The organism is Streptomyces sp. TOM-9, from assembly GCF_056858595.1.
In genome coordinates, this window is record NZ_JBXEQB010000001.1 from 7,106,624 (window position 1) to 7,125,427 (window position 18,804).

At 73.1% G+C, this 18,804-nt stretch carries 18 protein-coding genes; 5 read left to right on the forward strand and 13 right to left on the reverse strand.

Annotated elements, in window-relative coordinates:
- The first annotated feature begins 62 nt into the window (after positions 1 to 62).
- Positions 63 to 611: a hypothetical protein gene (locus AC1VWI_RS32955; protein ID WP_499514646.1), complete on the forward strand. Its 549-nt coding sequence runs from the start codon at positions 63 to 65 to the stop codon at positions 609 to 611.
- A gap of 78 nt (positions 612 to 689) precedes the next feature.
- On the opposite strand, the gene AC1VWI_RS32960 is transcribed toward AC1VWI_RS32955, so the two are convergent.
- Together AC1VWI_RS32960 and AC1VWI_RS32965 are read right to left on the reverse strand one after the other, a co-directional pair.
- Positions 690 to 2,912, reverse strand: a complete 2,223-nt coding sequence (locus tag AC1VWI_RS32960) for an MMPL family transporter (protein ID WP_499516972.1) — start codon at positions 2,910 to 2,912, stop codon at positions 690 to 692.
- Between the two features lie 426 nt (positions 2,913 to 3,338).
- Complete coding sequence (locus tag AC1VWI_RS32965) at positions 3,339 to 4,550, reverse strand: pyridoxal phosphate-dependent aminotransferase (protein ID WP_499514647.1); 1,212 nt, start codon at positions 4,548 to 4,550, stop codon at positions 3,339 to 3,341.
- A gap of 104 nt (positions 4,551 to 4,654) precedes the next feature.
- Here AC1VWI_RS32965 and AC1VWI_RS32970 point away from each other — a divergent pair, with 104 nt between their 5' ends.
- The gene (locus AC1VWI_RS32970) at positions 4,655 to 5,269 is read left to right on the forward strand and encodes a winged helix-turn-helix transcriptional regulator (protein ID WP_499516973.1); all 615 of its coding nucleotides are present in this window, start codon (positions 4,655 to 4,657) and stop codon (positions 5,267 to 5,269) included.
- An 18-nt stretch (positions 5,270 to 5,287) separates the two neighbouring features.
- Entirely contained in the window at positions 5,288 to 6,079 is a 792-nt protein-coding gene (locus AC1VWI_RS32975) for a class I SAM-dependent methyltransferase (RefSeq protein ID WP_499514648.1), read from the forward strand.
- On the opposite strand, the gene lepB is transcribed toward AC1VWI_RS32975, so the two are convergent.
- Positions 6,076 to 6,747: a signal peptidase I gene (lepB, locus tag AC1VWI_RS32980; protein ID WP_499514649.1), complete on the reverse strand. Its 672-nt coding sequence runs from the start codon at positions 6,745 to 6,747 to the stop codon at positions 6,076 to 6,078. The two genes, AC1VWI_RS32975 and lepB, sit on opposite strands and share 4 nt — an antisense overlap.
- Positions 6,748 to 6,858: 111 nt before the next feature.
- On the opposite strand from lepB, the gene AC1VWI_RS32985 reads away from it, so the two are divergent.
- Complete coding sequence (locus AC1VWI_RS32985) at positions 6,859 to 8,334, forward strand: glycosyltransferase family 39 protein (protein ID WP_499514650.1); 1,476 nt, start codon at positions 6,859 to 6,861, stop codon at positions 8,332 to 8,334.
- Positions 8,335 to 8,515: 181 nt separating this feature from the next.
- Complete coding sequence (locus tag AC1VWI_RS32990) at positions 8,516 to 9,367, forward strand: LLM class flavin-dependent oxidoreductase (RefSeq protein WP_499514651.1); 852 nt, start codon at positions 8,516 to 8,518, stop codon at positions 9,365 to 9,367.
- A 9-nt stretch (positions 9,368 to 9,376) separates the two neighbouring features.
- On the opposite strand, the gene AC1VWI_RS32995 is transcribed toward AC1VWI_RS32990, so the two are convergent.
- The 10 genes from AC1VWI_RS32995 to AC1VWI_RS33040 all read right to left on the reverse strand — a co-directional run bounded on the left by AC1VWI_RS32995 (position 9,377) and on the right by AC1VWI_RS33040 (position 18,653).
- Positions 9,377 to 10,132, reverse strand: a complete 756-nt coding sequence (locus AC1VWI_RS32995) for a sirohydrochlorin chelatase (RefSeq protein ID WP_499514652.1) — start codon at positions 10,130 to 10,132, stop codon at positions 9,377 to 9,379.
- A gap of 2 nt (positions 10,133 to 10,134) precedes the next feature.
- Complete coding sequence (locus AC1VWI_RS33000; RefSeq protein WP_499514653.1) at positions 10,135 to 11,028, reverse strand: ABC transporter permease; 894 nt, start codon at positions 11,026 to 11,028, stop codon at positions 10,135 to 10,137.
- Entirely contained in the window at positions 11,015 to 11,809 is a 795-nt protein-coding gene (locus AC1VWI_RS33005) for an ABC transporter ATP-binding protein (RefSeq protein ID WP_499514654.1), read from the reverse strand. The genes AC1VWI_RS33000 and AC1VWI_RS33005 overlap by 14 nt, the downstream gene beginning before the upstream one ends.
- A gap of 52 nt (positions 11,810 to 11,861) precedes the next feature.
- Complete coding sequence (locus AC1VWI_RS33010) at positions 11,862 to 12,989, reverse strand: ABC transporter substrate-binding protein (protein WP_499514655.1); 1,128 nt, start codon at positions 12,987 to 12,989, stop codon at positions 11,862 to 11,864.
- A gap of 224 nt (positions 12,990 to 13,213) precedes the next feature.
- A complete protein-coding gene (locus AC1VWI_RS33015; RefSeq protein ID WP_499514656.1) occupies positions 13,214 to 14,563 on the reverse strand; it encodes a sulfate adenylyltransferase subunit 1 in 1,350 nt (449 codons plus the stop codon).
- A gap of 2 nt (positions 14,564 to 14,565) precedes the next feature.
- Complete coding sequence (cysD, locus tag AC1VWI_RS33020) at positions 14,566 to 15,501, reverse strand: sulfate adenylyltransferase subunit CysD (protein WP_499514657.1); 936 nt, start codon at positions 15,499 to 15,501, stop codon at positions 14,566 to 14,568.
- Positions 15,498 to 16,043, reverse strand: a complete 546-nt coding sequence (cysC, locus tag AC1VWI_RS33025) for an adenylyl-sulfate kinase (RefSeq protein WP_499514658.1) — start codon at positions 16,041 to 16,043, stop codon at positions 15,498 to 15,500. The genes cysD and cysC overlap by 4 nt, the downstream gene beginning before the upstream one ends.
- 32 nt (positions 16,044 to 16,075) lie before the next feature.
- Complete coding sequence (locus AC1VWI_RS33030; RefSeq protein ID WP_499514659.1) at positions 16,076 to 16,783, reverse strand: phosphoadenylyl-sulfate reductase; 708 nt, start codon at positions 16,781 to 16,783, stop codon at positions 16,076 to 16,078.
- Positions 16,780 to 16,959 carry a hypothetical protein gene (locus tag AC1VWI_RS33035; RefSeq protein WP_499514660.1) on the reverse strand — a complete coding sequence of 60 codons (180 nt, stop codon included), beginning with the start codon at positions 16,957 to 16,959 and terminating at the stop codon, positions 16,780 to 16,782. The genes AC1VWI_RS33030 and AC1VWI_RS33035 overlap by 4 nt, the downstream gene beginning before the upstream one ends.
- Positions 16,956 to 18,653, reverse strand: coding sequence for a nitrite/sulfite reductase (locus AC1VWI_RS33040; protein WP_499514661.1), 1,698 nt, complete (start codon positions 18,651 to 18,653; stop codon positions 16,956 to 16,958). The genes AC1VWI_RS33035 and AC1VWI_RS33040 overlap by 4 nt, the downstream gene beginning before the upstream one ends.
- Positions 18,654 to 18,804: the final 151 nt, after the last annotated feature.

Genomic DNA, 18,804 nt, shown 5'->3' on the forward strand with positions numbered 1-18,804 from the left:
GCGGGCCTACGGTGGGGGAGTGGCCGCCCGGTCACGCCGCCTGCGACGGGACGGTGAGGAACATGGGCGAGGCTCCGGCCGTCGGCCCGGCGCCTCGGCGCACGGTGCAGGACGAGTTGTTCGGCTCGCTGACCGTCACCCTCCCGGGCGAGGATGTGGCCCTGGCCCGGGTGGAGGGCCCGGGGCTGCCGACCGCGACGATCGTCCGCGAAGGGGAGGCACGGGACCACGCCCAGGCCCCGCTGGGCACCCGCGACGCGGGACGGCTGACCATGACGGTCGGCGGCGACGCGGCCGGGCTGCACCTCGGGCCGGGGCGGCTGACCCGCTCCTCGTTCGGCGTCCGTGCCGAGCTTCCGGGCCGGGCCTACCGTTTCGAACCCGTCAGCTCCCACAGCAGTGTGCTGGGGTGCGACGGGCAGCAGGTGGCCGCGTTCGTGAGCGGCGAGGACGAACTGTCGGCGGCCTGGCGCCCCGAGGAGAGCTCCCCGTCGCCGCAGGACGCCGCCGTGGGCTACCTGCCGGCGACCGCCTTCGGCACCGGGGCCGCGAGCACGGGCACGCCCATCGTCGAGGCACTGATGGGGATGTTCGGCGTCGGCGGGCCCTGAGCCGGGTGGCGGAACGCCGGGGCCCGGCCCCCGTGGCGACGGGGGCCGGGCCGGAGCGTCCGCGTGGCGTCCGCCGGTTCAGCGGCCCACACCGGAGGGCTCGGCAGGCGCCGGGGCGGTCACCGGCCGCACCGGGGCGGGCTCGACGCCGGCCTCGTCATGGGTCATGTCCGGCAGCCAGCCGAGCCACTTGGGCAGGTACCAGTTGCGCTCGCCCAGCAGGGCCATCACCGCGGGGAGCAGCACACCGCGGATGACGGTGGCGTCGATGAGCACCGCCGCGGCCAGGCCCACGCCCATCTGCTTCATGCTCTGCATGGACAGCGTGCCGAAGATCGCGAAGACCGCCACCATGATGACCGCGGCGCTGGTCACCACACCGGCCGTCGTCGTGATGCCGTGCCGGATCGCGCCCTGCGTGGTCAGCCCCCGCATCCGCGCTTCCCGGATCCGGGAGACCACGAAGACGTGGTAGTCCATGCTCAGCCCGAAGAGGATCACGAACAGGAACAGCGGCAGCCAGGCCACGATCGCGCCCACGCCCTCGGCGCCCACCAGGCCCGCGCCCCAGCCGTGCTGGAAGACGATGGTGAGGATGCCGTAGGCGGCGCCCACCGACAGCAGGTTGAGCACGATCGAGGTGACCGCGATGGTCAGCGACCGGAAGGAGAGCAGCATCAGCAGGAAGGCGAAGGCCACGACGAAGGCGAAGACCGGGGGAACCGCGTCGCCGATCTTGTCGGTGAAGTCCATCGAGGCCGCGGTCGAGCCGCCGATCGGCGCCGTGACGCCGGCCACCTCGCCCAGGGTGCCCGGGCGCACCTCGTCGCGCAGGACCTTCAGCGAGGCCTCGGCCCTCTCCTCGTCCGTGCCGCCCGTCAGCGGCACCTTGAGGACGGCGACGCCCGCCTTCTCGTGGAGCTCCGTCTCCACCGGCCCGGGGGAGGCGCCCTTGGCCACGGCCTCCCGGGAGAAGGCGTCGATGGCCTGACGGACCTCGGGCGAGGTGATGTCCGCGGCCTTGACGACCACCTGGGCCGGCTCCGGGCCGCCCGGGAACGCCTGGTTGATGTCCTCGTACGCCCGCACGACCGGCAGGCCGTCGCCCAGTTCCTGGCTCAGCGTCAGGTTCGCGGTGTTCAGGCCGACCGCCGGGACGGCCAGCGCGACCAGCGCTCCGCCGGCGACCGCCGCCGCCACCACCGGGCGGCGCAGCACGCCCGCGAGGACCGCCCGCCAGATGCGGGACTCCCCGCTCGCCCCCTTGCCCCGGCGGCGCAGGAAGGGGATCCGGCCCTTCTCGACCCGCTCGCCCAGCAGGGACAGCAGCGCGGGCAGCACCGTCACCGAGCCGAACATCGCCACGGCCACCACCATCATCGTGGCCAGGCCCATCGCCTTGAAGTCGCCGATGCCGGTGAAGAGCATGCCCGCCATCGCCACGATCACCGTCACGCCGGAGACCAGCACCGCCCGGCCGCTGGTGGCCGCCGCGATCCGCAGCGCGGTCTGCGCGTCGTGTCCCGCCTCACGCTCCTCGCGCTCACGCCGCAGGTAGAACAGGCAGTAGTCGACGCCGACCGCCAGGCCGACCAGCAGCATCACGGAGTTGGCGGTGTCGCTCATGTGCACCCCGTGGCTGACGACGGCCACCAGTCCGGTCGTCGCGAGGAAGGCCGTCATCGCCAGCGCCACCGGCAGCAGTGCCGCGACCAGGGCGCCGAAGGCGATCAGCAGGATGCCGAGCGCGACCGGCAGCGCCGAGTACTCGGCGCGCTGGAAGTCGCTGCCGAAGGCGTCGTTGAAGACCTTCTCCGAACTGGCCTCGCCGAACTGCTCGACCTTCAGGTCACGGTGCCGGTCCTGGACGCGCTGGACGGCGTCGACGACCGGCTCGACCCGGTCGGGCGCCGTCTGCGGGTCGCCGCGCAGGTCGAACCTCACCAGTGCGGACCGGCCGTCCTCGGAGACCGCTCCGACGTCGTACGGCGACTGGACGGAGGCGACCTCGCCGGTGTCCTTCACCGCGGCGACGACCTCCCCGACCACGGCCCGGAACGCCGGGTCGGTGGCCTTCAGGGAACCCCCGGCCGCCTGGACCAGCACCATCTCACCGGCCGGCCCGTCGTTCAGCCCGGCGTCGTCCAGGATGGCCACCGCCTGCCCGAACTCCCCGGGCACCTCCTCCCGGTCCGTCAGGTCGACCCGCCCGGCCATCGAGCCGATGACCAGCGCGAGTACGACGAAGAGCAGCCAGCTCCCGACCGCCGTCCAGCGGTGCCGGGCGCTCCAGCCGCCCATGGCGGCGGCGATGCCCTGCCCGCGTACCGTCCCCGCGGTACGTGCCCTGCCGTGTGCGCTTGCCACGGTTGCGAACCCCCTCGAAACCGGGCGGTGGAACCTCACCACCGCCTCGCCCTCGACGCTATGGGCCCACGGGACGGCACCCCATCCGGCTGACAGGTGAACCGGCGGAGGGTTTCTCCTCCCCAGGGAGTGGGGAAAACCCCCGTCCACGGGAGTGTTGCCCCCTACAACGACCGCCGTCGCGGTGCCCGGCCGCACGGAAACGGGATGCGCCGGCCCCGTGCCTCCCCGCTAGGGTGAGCGGCACGCGGGGGCGGCTCCGCGGGGCGCTTCCTTCTCTTCGCTCCTTTGTAAAAGGAATCCCAGCGCACCCACTTCCCGCCCCCGCTCCCCTTCCGGGGCGTGGCTCCCGGCCCCGGGCTACTGCCGGTAGCCCGCGAGGAAGCGGCCGATGCGGCTGATGGCGGCGTCCAGGTCGTCGGCGCGGGGGAGGGTCAGGATGCGGAAGTGGTCCGGGCGCGGCCAGCTGAAGCCGGTGCCCTGGACGACCTGGATCTTCTCGCGGAGCAGCAGGTCGAGCACGAACTTCTCGTCGTCGTGGATCCGGTGCACCTTCGGGTCCAGCCGGGGGAAGGCGTAGAGCGCGCCCTTGGGCTTGACGCAGCTGACGCCGGGGATCTCGTTCAGCTTCTCCCAGGCCTTGTCGCGCTGCTCGTGCAGCCGTCCGCCGGGCAGGATCAGGTCCTTGATGCTCTGCCGGCCGCCGAGCGCGGCCTGGATCGCCTGCTGGGCCGGGACGTTGGGGCACAGCCGCATCGAGGCCAGCATCGTCAGCCCCTCCAGGTAGCTCTTGGCGTGCTGCCGGGGCCCGGTGACGACCAGCCAGCCGGAGCGGAAGCCCGCCACGCGGTAGGCCTTGGACAGCCCGCTGAAGGTCAGGCACAGCACGTCGGGGGCGAGCTGGGCCGCCGAGTGGTGGACGGAGTCGTCGTAGAGGATCTTGTCGTAGACCTCGTCGGCGAAGACGACCAGGTGGTGCCGGCGCGCCAGGTCGAGCATGCCCTCGAGCAGTTCGCGCGGGTAGACCGCGCCCGTGGGGTTGTTGGGGTTGATGATGACCAGCGCCCGCGTACGGCTGGTGATCTTGGAGGCGATGTCGTCGAGGTCGGGGAACCAGTCCGCCTGCTCGTCGCAGAGGTAGTGCACGGCCTTGCCGCCGGCCAGGTTCGTCACGGCCGTCCACAGCGGGAAGTCGGGGGCCGGGATCAGCACCTCGTCGCCGTCGTCGACGAGGGCCTGGACGGCCATCTGCACCAGCTCGGAGACCCCGTTGCCGAGGAAGACGTCGTCCACGCCGACGTCGGCGAGCCCGCGCTCCTGGTAGTGCTGGGCCACCGCACGGCGGGCCGACAGGATGCCGCGCGAGTCGCTGTAGCCGTGCGACGTGGGGAGCGTGCGGATGATGTCCTGCAGGATCTCCTCGGGCGCCTCGAAGCCGAACAGCGCAGGGTTGCCCGTGTTGAGACGCAGGACGCTGTGCCCGGCCTCCTCCAGCGCGTTGGCGTGTTCGATCACCGGCCCGCGGATCTCGTAGCAGACGTCCGCCAGCTTGCCCGACTGCTTGTACTCCATGCGACGGCCTCCCGACCCGGTCCCGCGATCCTGCTCGGTACCCTGCTCTCCTTGGTTTTACCAAGTACGCGCTTGGAAAGTCCAACCACTTGTCTACACTGGGGATCATGCCGCGCCGAAGTTACGACCAGTACTGCGCCGTCGCCCGCGCCCTGGACACCGTCGGGGAGCGCTGGACGCTCCTGATCGTCCGGGAGCTGCTGGCGGGTCCCCGCCGGTACACCGACCTCCACGCCGACCTTCCCGGCGTCAGCACCGACGTCCTCGCCTCCCGGCTCAAGGAGATGGAGCGCGACGGCCTGGTCACCCGCCGCCGCCTCGCGCCGCCCGGCGCCGCGTACGTCTACGAACTCACCCGGCGCGGAGGTGAACTGCTCCCCGTGCTCGGCGCCCTCGCCGAATGGGGCGCGCCGGAACTGCAGGACCCCCGGCCCACCGACGCCGTCCGCGCGCACTGGGCGGCCGTGCCCCTCATGCGGCACCTCGCCGCGCTCCCCGGGGTCCCCGCCGGAGTGGTCGAGGTCCGCCTCGACGAGGGCGCCTTCCACATCGAACTCGGCGGTGAGACCCCCTCGTACGCCGACGGCCCCGCCAAGCGCCCCGACGCGGTGCTCGCCGTGCCCGCGGGCGCCGCCCGCGGCATCGCGGAGTCCCTGCGCGACGGCGGCGCCGAGGTCACCGGCGACGGGCCCCTCGCCGACGCCCTGCGCGGTGCCTGACCGCTGTACGGTGCGGGCATGGAACGTCGGCGCGTCGAACTCGGCCCGGTGCAGGAGACCCTGCTCATACCGCTGCACGCGAGGGCGGCCGAGACGCGCCGCAGACGGCCGCTGACCAGCGACCCGCGGTCGGTCGAACTGGCCGGCGCCCTCGACTACGACGTCTCGCGCATCGGCGGCGGCCTGAGGCTGCTCGGCCCGGTCTTCCGGGGCGTCGTCCTCGACGGCTGGGTGCGCGAGTTCCTGGACGAGCACCCGTCCGGCACCGTCGTCGAGATCGGCGCCGGCCTGAACACCCGTTACGAGCGGGTCGACAACGGCACCGCCACCTGGATCGAGGTCGACCTGCCGGACGTCATCGCGCTGCGCCGCGAGCTCTTCGCCGAGCACGCGCGCCGCCGCATGGTCGCCGGTTCTGCCGCGGAACCGGACTGGGCGGCCGCCGTCGCGGCGGCGCCCGGCCCCTACCTCTTCGTCTCCGAGGCCGTGCTCATCTACCTCACCGAGGCCGGGGCCCGTTCCGCCGTGGACGTCATCCGCGAGCGGTTCCCCGGATCGGTCCTCCTGATGGACACCGTCGGCTCCGCCGAGGCGCGCCGCCCGCGCGCCGTCAACGTCGGCTGGAGCTGTGACGACCCCCGTGAACTGGCCACATGGGGCCTGCGGTTGCGAGACTCCCGCACGCTGTGGGACCTCCCGCCGCAGGCCCGCGCCCGGCTCACCCCGGGCCGCCGCGTCCTGAGCGCACTGCTCGACCGCGCCTCGCGCGCCGGCGGTTCCCGGCTGAACCGCTTCGACGTCGGGGCCTAGGACACCGGCGGAGCGGCGCCCCAGACCGGCGGCACGGCCGGGCGCCGTTCGCGGAGCCGGGCGACCCGGGCGGTGATCCCCAGGACGAGGCCCGTGATCGCCAGCGTGAGGCCGAGCAGCGCCGCCAGGGCCGGCAGCAGCGCGCTGCCGCGGTCCTCCAGAACCCGGGCCCGCACCCCTGCGGCGGGGAGGGTGCCCGACTGCTCACGGAGGAACCAGCGGGAGTCCCTGGAGTCCGCGCGATGGTCGCCGAGCAGGAAGAGCCGCCCCGCGGGCACCGTGACGTCGAACGCGGGCGCGCCGCCCGACGGATCCCCGTCCTTCACGTACGGCTCGGACAGCGCCTTGCCGTTCACCGTCACCGGCCCGCCGCTCCGCTCCGCGACGCGGTCCCCGCCCGTGCCGATCACGCGTTCCAGCACCAGCCCGCCGTATCGGTTCTGCCCGTCGATCAGCACGACGTCGCCGCGCCGGACCTCGTCCCCGCCCACCCGCTCGAACAGGAGCCGCTCACCGGGGGAGTAGGTCGGCTCCATGGCCGCGCTCGAGACGGTGCCCGTCGTGTAGCCGGTCCGGGCCGTCACCACCGCACCGACCGCGAGCACCAGCCCCACCGGTCCGAGCACCCACGCCGCGATGCGCCGTCGTCTTCCTGCCGCCTCTGCCATGGCCCCTCCCGAATCCGTGCACGGCACACTAGACGACCGCCGTCCGGCCGGAACCGTGGCCCCCCGGGCACCGCCCCGGTACCGTCGTCCGGGAGCACCGGGGGGTGGGGGATGTCCGCTACGCACGTCCGCGCGCAGGTGGCGTCCTTCGCCGCGGCGCCCGTTGTGGCGGTGGCGGCCGCGGTCGCCACCGTGCTGACCGCGCTGTCCGGCCGTTACGGCTTCCACCGCGACGAGTTGTACTTCCTCGTCGCCGGCGACCACCCCGCCTGGGGTTACGTCGACCAGCCCCCGCTGACCCCGCTCGCCGCCCGCCTGTCCACCGCGGTCTTCGGCGAGACGCCCGCCGGGCTGCGGGTGGTGGCCACCCTCGCCTGCGCCGCGACGGTCGTGGTCGTCGCCCTCGTCGCCGGGGAACTGGGCGGCGGGCGTTCGGCGCAGGTGCTCGCGGCGGTGTGCACGGCGGTCTCCGGCTTCGTCCTCGCCGTCGGCCACCTGGTCTCCACCGCCACCTTCGACGTGCTCGCGTGGGTGGTCGTCTGCTGGATCCTGCTGAGGCTGCTGCGCACCGGGGACGGCCGGCTGTGGCTCGCGGTGGGTGCGGCGCTGGGCGTCGGCCTGGAGAACAAGTACCTGGTCGCCCTGCTGGCCGTCGCCCTCCTGGCGGCGCTGCTCGCCACCGGCCCCAGGCACGTGCTGCGCGGTTGGTGGCCGGTCGCCGGAGCGGCCGTGGCGCTCGCGGTGGCCCTGCCCGGCCTGTGGTGGCAGGCGGCGCACGGCTGGCCCCAGCTGACCGTCGCGGGCGGCATCAGCGCGGACGACGGCGCCGAGAACCGCGTCCTGTTCGTGCCCCAGCAGATCCTCTTCCTCTCACCGGTGTTCGTGCCGGTGTGGATCGCGGGCGGGCTGCGGCTGTGGCGCGATCCCGAGCTGCGCTGGGCCCGTGCCTTCGCCCCGGCCTACGTCCTGCTCGCCGTCCTGGTCGTCGCTTCCGGCGGCAAGCCGTACTACTGCCTGCCGTTGCTGCTCGTGCTGCTCGCCGCGGGCTGCGTCACGTACGTCTCCCGGCCGCGCGCCATGTGGCCGGCCGTCGCGGTGACGGCGGCCATCAGCGCCCTGATCTCGCTGCCGGTGCTCCCGCCGCGCGGTGCGGCCGTCGTGAACGCCGTCAACAAGGAGCAGGGCGAGCAGATCGGCTGGCCGCAGCTCGCCGACGCCGTCGCCGACGCCTGGTCGGACCTGCCCGCCGCCGACCGCTCCCGTGCCGTCGTCCTCGCGCAGAACTACGGCGAGGCCGGCGCCCTCGCCCATTACGGCCCCGCCCGGGGCCTGCCAGCGCCCTACTCCGCCCACATGAGCTTCGCCGACTGGGGCCCGCCACCGGACTCCGCCACCGGCCCGGTGCTGCTGGTGCGTCAGGAGGACGCCGACGGCGTCGAACGCCACTTCACCGGCTGCCGCCAGGTCGGCCGCGTCGACAACGGGCAGCACGTCGACAACGAGGAGCAGCACGCCGCGATCGTCCTGTGCACCGGCCCGGACGAACCGTGGTCACGGCTGTGGCCGTCGCTGCGCCACTACTACTAGGCCGGTCCGACACGGGAGGAATGAAGGGGCGGGGCGGGGGGCGCCCGGGTTACGGTGGCAGCACTCGACGAAAAAACACGCTCCCTGAAGGACGCCGCAGAACGGGAGCGGCCCGCACGGTCGGTCGTGCGGTCACGGAGGGGCGGCACCACTTGTCCCTGCCCTTCCGGAGGAGTTCCCCATGAAGATCGGCCTCGGCCTTCCCGTCGACGACCCCGCCGTGCTGACGACCTGGGCCCGCAGTGCCGACGACGGTCCGTTCAGCACCCTCGGCCTGCTCGACCGTCTCGTGTACGACAACCCCGAACCGCTGGTGACCCTCGCCGTGCTCGCCGGGGCGACCCGCCGGATCCGGCTGCAGACCGAGGTGCTCATCACCCCGTTCCGCGACGGCGCCGTCCTGGCCAAGCAGGCCGCAACGCTGGACCGGCTGTCCGCAGGCCGCTTCACGCTCGGCATCGGCGTGGGCGCCCGCGAGGACGACTTCCGCGCGGCGGGAGCCGACTTCCACCGCCGCGGCCGCCTGCTCGACGAGCAGATGACCGTGCTGCGCCGCCTCTGGGCGGGTGACCCGTACGGCGACGGGGCCGGGCCGATCGGCCCCGCCCCCGCGACGCCGGGCGGGCCCGAGGTGCTCTTCGGCGGCTTCGCCCCGGCGGCGGTCGACCGGGTCGGCCGCCATGGCGACGGCTTCCTCGGCGCCGGGCTGCCGCCCAAGGCGATGGACCGGCTCTTCCGGGAGGCGGAACGGAGCTGGGAACGGCACGCACGGCCCGGCCGGCCCCGCCTGGTCGCCCAGGCCAACGTCGCGCTCGGTCCGGACGCGGTGGTCACCGCCGCCCGCGGCAACATCCGCGCCTACTACGCCTTCACCGACTTCGCCGACCGCGTGGCGGAGGGCCTGCTGGCCACTGCGGAGCAGATCCGCGACGCGGTCGCCGGGTACGCCGGCATCGGCGCCGACGAAGTGATGCTCTACTGCTGGTCGTCGGACCCCGGCCAGGTCGAACGCCTGGCGGACGTCGTTTCCTGACGCCGCGCCTCAGGCCAGTGCGAGCGACAGGCGCGGCTTCAGCGCCTCGTCGAAGCGGCGCAGCAGCAGCCGGGCGACCTCCGGGGCGTCGCCGAGGACGTCGGCGAGGACGTCCGCCCCGGAGGTCACCGCGCCACGGGCGATGCGGTCGGGCAGGAAGCCCGGCGCGATGACGTACGGCGCGACGGCGACGTGCCGAATGCCCTCGGCGCGCAGTGCGCGCACCGCCTCGTCCGTGGTGGGAAGGGATGCGGAGGCGAACGCAGGCCGCACGGCGCACCAACCGGTACGCCGCCACTCCCGCGCGATTTCTGCGATCACTGCGATCGCCTCCGGGTCCGAGGAGCCCGCCGACGCCAGGACGATCCCGGTCGAGGGGCGGTCGCCGGGGCCGAGCCCGGCCTCGCGCAGCCGCCGCTCCAGCGCGGCGAGCAGCAGCGGTGAGGGGCCGAGCACGTCGGCCCGGCGCACGCGCATCCGGGCGTGCCGTGCCGCGGCCTCGCGCAGCACCGCCGGGATGTCGGCCTTGGCGTGGAAGGCCCGGGTGAGCAGCAGCGGCAGCGCCACCACCTCGCGCACGCCCTCCGCGGCCAGCCGGTCCAGGACCTGCGGCACGCCGGGCGCGCAGTGGTCGAGGAAGGCCGTCTCCACGCGCAGCCCGGGACGGGCCGCCCGGACCCGCTCGGTCAGCGCGTGGACCGTCGCGGCGTGCCGCGGGTCGCGGCTGCCGTGGGCGATGACGAGGAGGACGGGGTGCGCGGTCATGGTCAGCCCCGTGCGAACAGGCCGCGGCTGCGCAGCACCGAACGCTCCAGCGGCGCGAACACCAGCAGTTCGATGCCGATGCCGACGATCAGGATCAGCAGGATCGCCGCCAGCACGCTCGGCATGTCGGACAGTTCACGCCCCTGCTCCAGCAGCTGGCCCAGGCCCACGCCGAGGTCGGGGGAGGTGGCGATGAGCTCGGCGGCCATCAGGGAGCGCCAGGAGAAGGCCCAGCCCTGCTTGAGGCCGGCGAGGTAACCCGGCAGGGCGGCCGGCAGCAGCACGTGCCGCACCGCGTGGATGCCGGTGGCGCCGATGGTGCGGCCGGCCCGCAGGAACAGCGGCGGGATCTGGTCGACGCCCGCGACCAGGCCATTGGCGATCGAGGGCACCGCGCCCAGCAGCACCACGCAGTAGATCGTGGCGTCCGACAGCCCGAACCAGATGATCGACGCGGGCACCCACGCCACCGACGGCAGGGACTGCAGGCCCGACAGGATCGGCCCGATCGCGGCCCGCACCACCCGGACCCGCGCCACGAGCAGGCCGAGCGGCGTTCCGATCGCGACGGAGGCCACGAAGCCCAGCGCGCCGCGCGACAGGCTCGTCCAGACGTAGCCGAGCAGGGTGCCGTCGAGCCACTTGTCCTGCAGGGCGCGCCCGACCTCCGCCGGACTGGGCAGCTGGTAGTGCGGCTTGAGCTCGAAGTGGTACGCGAGCTGCCACACCACCAGCACCAGCGCGATGGCGACGAGCGGGGGAACGGCCTTCTGCAGCAGCACGCGGGCCAGCGGCACGCGGGTCGCGGACCGGGTCTCCAGGGCGTCGAGCCCGGCCTCCAGTCCCGCGAGGTCGCCGCCGGGCCTGACGTCCGCCTTCGTCTCAGTGCTGGCCATGGCGCCGGATCTCCCCCCGGAGGTGTTCGGTGATCTCCACGGAGAGCTCGGCGACCGCCGAGTCCTCGATGCGGCGCGGCTGCGGGATGCCGACCGTCCACTCCCGGGCGATCCGTCCCGGCCGCGAGGAGAGCAGCACGACCCGCTGCGCGAGCCGCACCGCCTCACGGACGTTGTGGGTCACGAAGAGCACCGACAGGCGGGTCTCGGCCCAGATGCGGGTGAGCTCCTCGTGCAGGACGTCGCGGGTGATGGCGTCGAGCGCCGCGAACGGCTCGTCCATCAGCAGCAGCTGGCTGTCCTGCGCCAGCGCCCGGGCCAGCGCGACGCGCTGCCGCATGCCGCCGGACAGTTCGTGCACCCGCTTGCCGTACGCGCCCTTCAGGCGGACGAGCTCCAGCAGCCGCTCGGCCTCCGGGCGCCGCTCGGCGCGCGGCACGCCGCGCATGCGCAGGGCGAGTTCGATGTTCCTGCCCGCGGTGAGCCACGGGAACAGGGCGTGCTCCTGGAACATCAGGGCCGGGCGGCCGCCGGGAGTCTCGATGCCCCCGGCGGACGGCCCGTCGAGTCCCGCGACCAGGTTGAGCAGCGTGGACTTGCCGCAGCCCGAGGCCCCCAGGAGGCAGACGAACTCGCCCGGTGCGACGTCGATGCTGATGTCGTCCAGCACGTGCGTCTCCGCGCCGGGACGGCCGAAGGACTTCGAGACGTGCTCGAGCCGTGCGGCGTACGGGGCCGCGTCGACCGTCACGGCGGGCTGCTTGGTGAGTGCGGTGGCCATGGCGTCACCTCCTGAGGGCTGGGGCTGCGGTCGTCATCGGTGCTGCCGGGCCTCAGCCGCCGAGACCGGCGTCGTCGATCCCGGTCTTGCCCTCGCCCTTGAGGATCTTGTTGAGGATCGTCAGGTCGTAGATGCCCTTGAGCGAGGGCTTCTCCAGCAGTCCGGCCGTGACGGCGTGGTCGGCCTCGGTCTGCAGCGTGGACGCCAGCGGGTCGTCGATGACCTGGATGCTCTCCCAGGCCGGGTCGATGACGTCGGCGGGCAGCGGCTTGCCGGACAGCTTCTCCAACTGCGCGTTGGCGTCGGCCTTGGCCTTGTCGGGGTTGGCGCTGATCCAGGCGTTGGTCTTCACCGAGCCGCGCAGGACGGCCTCGACGACGTCCGGGTGGTCCTTGAGGAACGCCTGGGAGACGATCACGTTCGTGATGACGAACTTCTTGTCCGGCCACAGGTCGCGCTCGTCCAGGAGCACCTTCGCGCCCTCGGCGACCAGCTTGGACGCGGTGGGCTCGGGCACCCAGGCACCGTCGATGGAGCCGGTCTTGTAGGCGTCGGGGGTGACCTTGTTGTCCGTGCGGACCACGGACACGTCGCCCTTGCCGCTGGTCGCGTCGACCTTCCAGCCCTGCTCGGCGATCCAGTTGAGGAACGCCACGTCCTGGGTGTTGCCGAGCTGCGGGGTGGCGATCTTCTTGCCCTTGACGTCCTTGAGGGTCTTGATCTTGTCCGGGTTGACGACCAGCTTGACGCCGCCGGAGGCCGAACCGGAGATGATCTTCAGGCTCTTGCCGCCGGACTTCGTCCAGCCGTTGACCGCGGGGGAGGGGCCGATCCAGCCGATGTCGATGGAACCGGCGTTGAGGGCCTCGATCTCGGCGGGCCCGGCGTTGAACACCGACTCCTTGATCGTGGTGCCCGAGCCCAGCTCGTCGGCGAAGAAGCCCTCCTTCAGGCCCACCAGCGGGGTGGCGTGGGTGAGGTTCGCGAAGTAGCCGATCTTCACCGTCGAGGCGGACAGCTTCTTGCTGGTGCCGCTGCTCGCGGCCGCGTTGGTGGTGTCGTCCTTCTTGTCGGAGCCGTAGCCGCAGGCGGCCAGGGCCAGCAGCGGCAGAAGGGCGGCGCCGGCTATGAGGCGGCGACGGGCGGACGTTCTCGGGGCGGTGGTGCGATCGGCAGTCACGGGAGGCGGTCCTCTCGATGGCCCCGGCTCGCGCTCTCTACGGCGCGCCGGGGTGGTGGCTGTCTGGTGGTCGGTGGTGCGGTGCCGCGTACGCGGCGCGGGTGCGGTGCTCGGACGGGGTCAGCGCGCACATCGCGTGACACCGCCTGTGCCGCTGCCCAGACAGCCGCTGCCGACGCGACCGCCCTCCTTGGCGAATCCGGCGAAGGCGTCGTCGAACGCCATCAGAAATCCCACCCCTCGTCGTCACCGGCCGCGTCGCCCGCGGCCGTGGCGGTGCGGGCGGCGAAGGCCTCGCCCGCCATGCCGGCGGTCAGCGTGGTGCCGTCCGCCGGGTCGATCAGCAGGAAGGAGCCGGTGAGCCGGGAGTCGGCGTACGCGTCCAGCGGCAGCGGCTCCGAGGTGCGCAGCACCACCGTGCCGATGTCGTTGACGCGCAGCTCGCCCGGCTCGTCCTCGTGCTCCAGCCCCCGGGTCAGGTCGATCCGGTACGGCAGCCGCTTCACGACCGCCTTCACCGTGCGCGTGCTGTGCTTGAGCAGCACGCGCGCGCCCACCTTCAGCGGCCGCTCGTGCAGGTGGCACACGGTCGCCTCGACGTCCTGGGTGGTCGCCGGGGCGGCGTCGGACGGCGCGATCAGGTCGCCGCGCGAGATGTCCAGGTCGTCGCCGAGCAGCAGCGTCACCGACTGCGGCGCCCACGCCACGTCGACCGGGGTGCCGAGCGCGTCGATGCCGCTGATCGTGCTGGTCAGCCCGGACGGCAGGACCGTCACGGGGTCGCCGACGCGCAGCACGCCCGAGGCGATCTGCCCCGCGTAGCCGCGGTAGTCGGGGTGCTCCGCGGTCTGCGGGCGGATGACGTACTGCACGGGGAAGCGCGCCGGGTGCGCACCGGGGTCGCTGCCGACGGGGACGGTCTCCAGGTGCTCCAGGATCGTCGGGCCGCCGTACCAGTCCATGTTCGCCGAGGGCGACACGACGTTGTCGCCGACCAGGGCCGAGATGGGGATCGTGGTGATCTCCGGGACGCCGATGGAGGCCGCGTAGGCGGTGAACTCCTCGGCGATGGCCGCGAAGACCGGCTCCGACCAGTCGGCCAGGTCCATCTTGTTGACCGCGAGCACCACGTGCGGCACCCGCAGCAGCGCCGCCAGCGCCGCGTGCCGGCGGGTCTGCTCCACGACGCCGTTGCGGGCGTCCACCAGGATCACGGTCAGCTCGGCGGTCGAGGCGCCGGTCACCATGTTCCGCGTGTACTGCACGTGCCCCGGCGTGTCCGCCAGGATGAACCGCCGCCGCGGCGTGGCGAAGTAGCGGTACGCCACGTCGATGGTGATGCCCTGCTCGCGCTCGGCGCGCAGGCCGTCGGTGAGCAGCGCCAGGTCCGGCGCCTCCTGCCCGCGGCGGGCGGAGGCCAGCTCGACGGCCTCCAGCTGGTCGGCGAGCACCGACTTGGAGTCGTGCAGCAGCCGGCCGACCAGCGTGGACTTGCCGTCGTCGACGGAACCCGCGGTGGCGAAGCGCAGCAGGGAGGTGGCCGAGAGCTGCTCGGCGGTGGTGCCGGTGGTCATGGCTAGAAGTACCCCTCGCGCTTGCGGTCTTCCATCGCGGCCTCGGAGAGCTTGTCGTCCGCCCGGGTGGCGCCCCGCTCGGTGAGCCGGGACGCGGCGATCTCGGCGATGACGGCGTCGATGGTGGCGGCGTCGGAGTCCACCGCGCCGGTGCAGGACATGTCGCCCACCGTGCGGTAGCGGATCAGCCGGGTCTCCACCGACTCGCCGTCCTTCGGCCCGCCCCAGTCGCCCGCGGTCAGCCACATGCCGCTGCGCCGGAACACCTCGCGCTCGTGGGCGTAGTAGATCTCCGGCAGCTCGATGCCCTCGCGGGCGATGTACTGCCACACGTCCAGCTCGGTCCAGTTGGACAGCGGGAAGACGCGCACGTGCTCGCCGGGGGCGTGCCGGCCGTTGTAGAGCTGCCACAGCTCGGGCCGCTGGCGGCGCGGGTCCCACTGGGAGAACTCGTCGCGCAGCGAGAACACCCGCTCCTTGGCGCGGGCCTTCTCCTCGTCACGGCGGCCGCCGCCGAAGACGGCGTCGAAGCGCGACTCCTGGATGGCCTCGGTCAGCGGCACCGTCTGCAGCGGGTTGCGGGTGCCGTCGGGGCGCTCGCGCAGCCGGCCGTCGTCGATGTAGTCCTGCACCGAGGCGACGTGCAGCCGCAGGGAGTGCTCCGCCACGGTGCGGTCCCGGTACTCCAGCACCTCGGGGAAGTTGTGGCCCGTGTCGACGTGCAGCAGCGAGAAGGGGACCGCCGCGGGGGCGAAGGCCTTCAGCGCCAGGTGGAGCATGACGATGGAGTCCTTGCCGCCGGAGAAGAGGATCACCGGCCGCTCGAACTCCCCCGCCACCTCACGGAAGATGTGCACCGCCTCCGACTCCAGCGCGTCCAGGTGCGACAGCGCGAAGGGATTGCCCGTGCTCTCGTCGACTGCGACTACCGTGGTCACGCCAGTCCCCTCTCCACGAGCAGCGCCGTCAGCAGCGCCGCCGAGTCCTCGACGGTGTGGTCCTGGGTCTCGATCCGCAGATCGGGGGTCTCGGGTGCCTCGTACGGGTTGTCGACGCCGGTCAGCCCGGATATCTCGCCCGCGGCCTGCTTGGCGTACAGGCCCTTCACGTCACGCACGGTGCAGACCTCCACCGGGGTGGCGACGTGCACCTCCAGGTACGTCGTGCCCCGCGCCTCGTGGCGCTTGCGGACGGCCTCCCGGCTGTCGGCGTACGGCGCGATGACCGGGACCAGCACCTTGACCCCGTTGGCGGCCAGGAGTTCGGCGACGAAACCGATCCGCTGCACATTGGTGTGCCGGTCCTCGCGGCCGAAGCCGAGGCCCGCGGAGAGGAACTCGCGGATCTCGTCGCCGTCCAGGACCTCCACCCGGTGCCCGTCGCCGCGCAGCCGCCCGGCCAGCGCCTGGGCGATCGTGGTCTTGCCCGCGCTCGGCAGACCCGTGAGCCACACCGTGGCCCCTGTGCCCGTCACGCCCATCCGCCCCTCCCGGGAAGTCCGTTCCGTCGTCATCAGCCGTGCAGCCCGCACTCGGTCTTGGCCCGTCCCGCCCAGCGGCCGGCCCGGGCGTCCTCGCCCTCCAGCACCCGGCGGGTGCAGGGGGCGCAGCCGACCGAGGCGTAGCCGTCCGTGAGCAGCGGGTTGGTGAGCACCCCGTGCTCCGTGACGTAGGAGTCCACGTCGTCCTGCGTCCAGCGGGCGATGGGGGAGACCTTGACCTTCCCGCGCCGCGCGTCCCAGCCCACGACCGGGGTGTTCGCGCGGGTGGGGGACTCGTCGCGGCGCAGGCCGGTCGCCCAGGCGTCGTAGCCGGTCAGGCCCTCCTCCAGCGGCGTGACCTTGCGCAGCGCGCAGCACAGGTCGGGGTCGCGGTCGTGCAGCCTCGGCCCGTACTCCGCGTCCTGCTCGGCCACGCTCTGACGCGGCGTCAGCGTGATGAGCTGCACGTCCATGACGGCGGCGACCGCGTCACGGGTGCCGATGGTCTCCGGGAAGTGGTAGCCGGTGTCGAGGAAGACGACGTCGACGCCCGGGGCGACGCGCGAGGCCAGGTGCGCCACGACCGCGTCCTCCATCGAGGAGGTGACGCAGAACCGGGACCCGAAGGTGCCGGTGGCCCAGCGCAGGACGTCGAGCGCGGTGGCGTCCTCCAGGTCGCGGCCCGCCTGCTCGGCCAGCGCCCGCAGTTCGTCGGCGGTGTGCTGCTGCGCGGTGGTCACGAAGGGCCTCCCTCACGGTGCTCGGTCCGCAGCCCCCGGGCCAGCAGGCCCAGGAACTTCAGCTGGAACGCGCGGTTGCACGACCGGCACTCCCAGGCGCCGTGGCCCTGCTCCGCGGGGTGCAGGTCCTCGTCCCCGCAGTAGGGGCAGTAGAACGGTGCGGCGCGTTCGCTCACGACAGCGCCTCCTCGCTCGCCCGCGTCACCCACTGCGCGAAGCGCTCGCCGTCCGTACGCTCGGCCTGGAAACGCTTCAGGACGCGCTCGACGTAGTCGGGCAGCTCGTCCGCGGTGACCTTCAGCCCGCGGACCTTGCGGCCGAAACCGGCCTCCAGGCCCAGCGCGCCGCCCAGGTGCACCTGGTAGCCCTCCACCTGGTTGCCCTCGTCGTCCAGCACGAGCTGGCCCTTGAGGCCGATGTCGGCGACCTGGATCCGGGCGCAGGCGTTCGGGCAGCCGTTGATGTTGATCGTGATCGGCTCCTCGAACTCCGGCAGCCGGCGCTCCAGTTCGTCGATCAGTGAGGAGCCGCGCGCCTTGGTCTCGACGATGGCCAGCTTGCAGAACTCGATGCCGGTGCAGGCCATCGTGCCGCGCCGGAACGGGGAGGGCTTCACCTGCAGGTCCAGCGCCTCCAGACCCGAGACGAGGGAGTCGACCCGGTCCTGCTCGACGTCCAGCACGATCATCTTCTGCTCGACGGTGGTCCGCAGCCGGCCGGAGCCGTGCGCCTCCGCCAGCTCGGCGATCTTGCTGAGCGTGGTGCCGTCCACCCGGCCGACGCGCGGCGCGAAGCCGACGTAGTAGCGGCCGTCCTTCTGGCGGTGCACGCCCACGTGGTCCCGCCACTGCTGGACCGGCTGGTCGGGGGCGGGGCCGTCGGCCAGCTTGCGCCCCAGGTACTCGTCCTCCAGCACCTGGCGGAACTTCTCCGCGCCCCAGTCGGCGACCAGGAACTTCAGCCGGGCGCGGGTGCGCAGCCGCCGGTAGCCGTAGTCGCGGAAGATCGAGATGACGCCTTCGAAGACGTCCGGGACCGCCTCCAGCGGCACCCACGCGCCCAGCCGGACGCCGATCTTGGGGTTGGTGGACAGACCGCCGCCGACCCACACGTCGAAGCCCGGCCCGTGCTCGGGGTGGCGGACGCCGACGAAGGCGACGTCGTTGATCTCGTGGGCCACGTCCAGCAGCGGGGAGCCGGAGATCGCCGACTTGAACTTGCGGGGGAGGTTGGAGAACTCCTTGTTGCCGACGATGCGGCGGTGGGCCTCGTCCACGGCCCAGGTGCCGTCGAGGATCTCGTCCTCGGCGATCCCGGCGACGGGCGAGCCGAGGATGACCCGCGGGGTGTCGCCGCACGCCTCGGTGGTGGACAGGCCCACGGCCTCCAGGCGCTGCCAGATCTCGGCGACGTCCTCGATGCGGATCCAGTGCAGCTGGATGTTCTGCCGGTCGGTGATGTCGGCGGTGCCGCGGGCGAACTCCTGGGAGACCTCGCCGATGACGCGCAGCTGCTCCGTGGTGAGCCGGCCGCCGTCGATGCGGACCCGGAGCATGAAGTACTTGTCGTCCAGCTCCTCCGGCTCCAGGATCGCGGTCTTGCCGCCGTCGATCCCGGGCTTGCGCTGGGTGTACAGACCCCACCAGCGCATGCGGCCGCGCAGGTCGGCTCCGTCGATCGCGTCGAAGCCGCGGTACCGGTAGATCGTCTCAATGCGTGTCCGCACGTTGAGACCGTCGTCGTCCCGCTTGAACTGCTCGTTGGCGTTGAGCGGTGTCATGTGGCCGACCGCCCACTGGCCCTCGCCGCGGTGGCGGCTCACCTTGCGGCGCGGCGCGGCGGCGTTCGGCTGGTCAGGGGTGGAGGCCATGGCGATGCAGTCCTTCTGGCAGGCTGGACAGAGTCGGTCGTAGCGCGAAGAGTCCCCTTGGCCTGCGGATACGCCGCTGCGCTGGGAACAGCGCGAGGCGTGGGCGCCTCGTTGCGCCCGCGGGGCCGGGGACGGCCGGGTCAGTCCTGGA

Coding starts and splice junctions, on each gene's coding strand:
- AC1VWI_RS32955 (WP_499514646.1), top strand. CDS start 63: ATGGGCGAGGCTCCGGCCGTCGGCCCGGCGCCTCGGCGCACGGTGCAG.
- AC1VWI_RS32960 (WP_499516972.1), bottom strand. CDS start 2,912: ATGGGCGGCTGGAGCGCCCGGCACCGCTGGACGGCGGTCGGGAGCTGG.
- AC1VWI_RS32965 (WP_499514647.1), bottom strand. CDS start 4,550: ATGGAGTACAAGCAGTCGGGCAAGCTGGCGGACGTCTGCTACGAGATC.
- AC1VWI_RS32975 (WP_499514648.1), top strand. CDS start 5,288: ATGGAACGTCGGCGCGTCGAACTCGGCCCGGTGCAGGAGACCCTGCTC.
- lepB (WP_499514649.1), bottom strand. CDS start 6,747: ATGGCAGAGGCGGCAGGAAGACGACGGCGCATCGCGGCGTGGGTGCTC.
- AC1VWI_RS32985 (WP_499514650.1), top strand. CDS start 6,859: ATGTCCGCTACGCACGTCCGCGCGCAGGTGGCGTCCTTCGCCGCGGCG.
- AC1VWI_RS32990 (WP_499514651.1), top strand. CDS start 8,516: ATGAAGATCGGCCTCGGCCTTCCCGTCGACGACCCCGCCGTGCTGACG.
- AC1VWI_RS32995 (WP_499514652.1), bottom strand. CDS start 10,132: ATGACCGCGCACCCCGTCCTCCTCGTCATCGCCCACGGCAGCCGCGAC.
- AC1VWI_RS33000 (WP_499514653.1), bottom strand. CDS start 11,028: ATGGCCAGCACTGAGACGAAGGCGGACGTCAGGCCCGGCGGCGACCTC.
- AC1VWI_RS33005 (WP_499514654.1), bottom strand. CDS start 11,809: ATGGCCACCGCACTCACCAAGCAGCCCGCCGTGACGGTCGACGCGGCC.
- AC1VWI_RS33015 (WP_499514656.1), bottom strand. CDS start 14,563: ATGACCACCGGCACCACCGCCGAGCAGCTCTCGGCCACCTCCCTGCTG.
- cysC (WP_499514658.1), bottom strand. CDS start 16,043: ATGGGCGTGACGGGCACAGGGGCCACGGTGTGGCTCACGGGTCTGCCG.
- AC1VWI_RS33040 (WP_499514661.1), bottom strand. CDS start 18,653: ATGGCCTCCACCCCTGACCAGCCGAACGCCGCCGCGCCGCGCCGCAAG.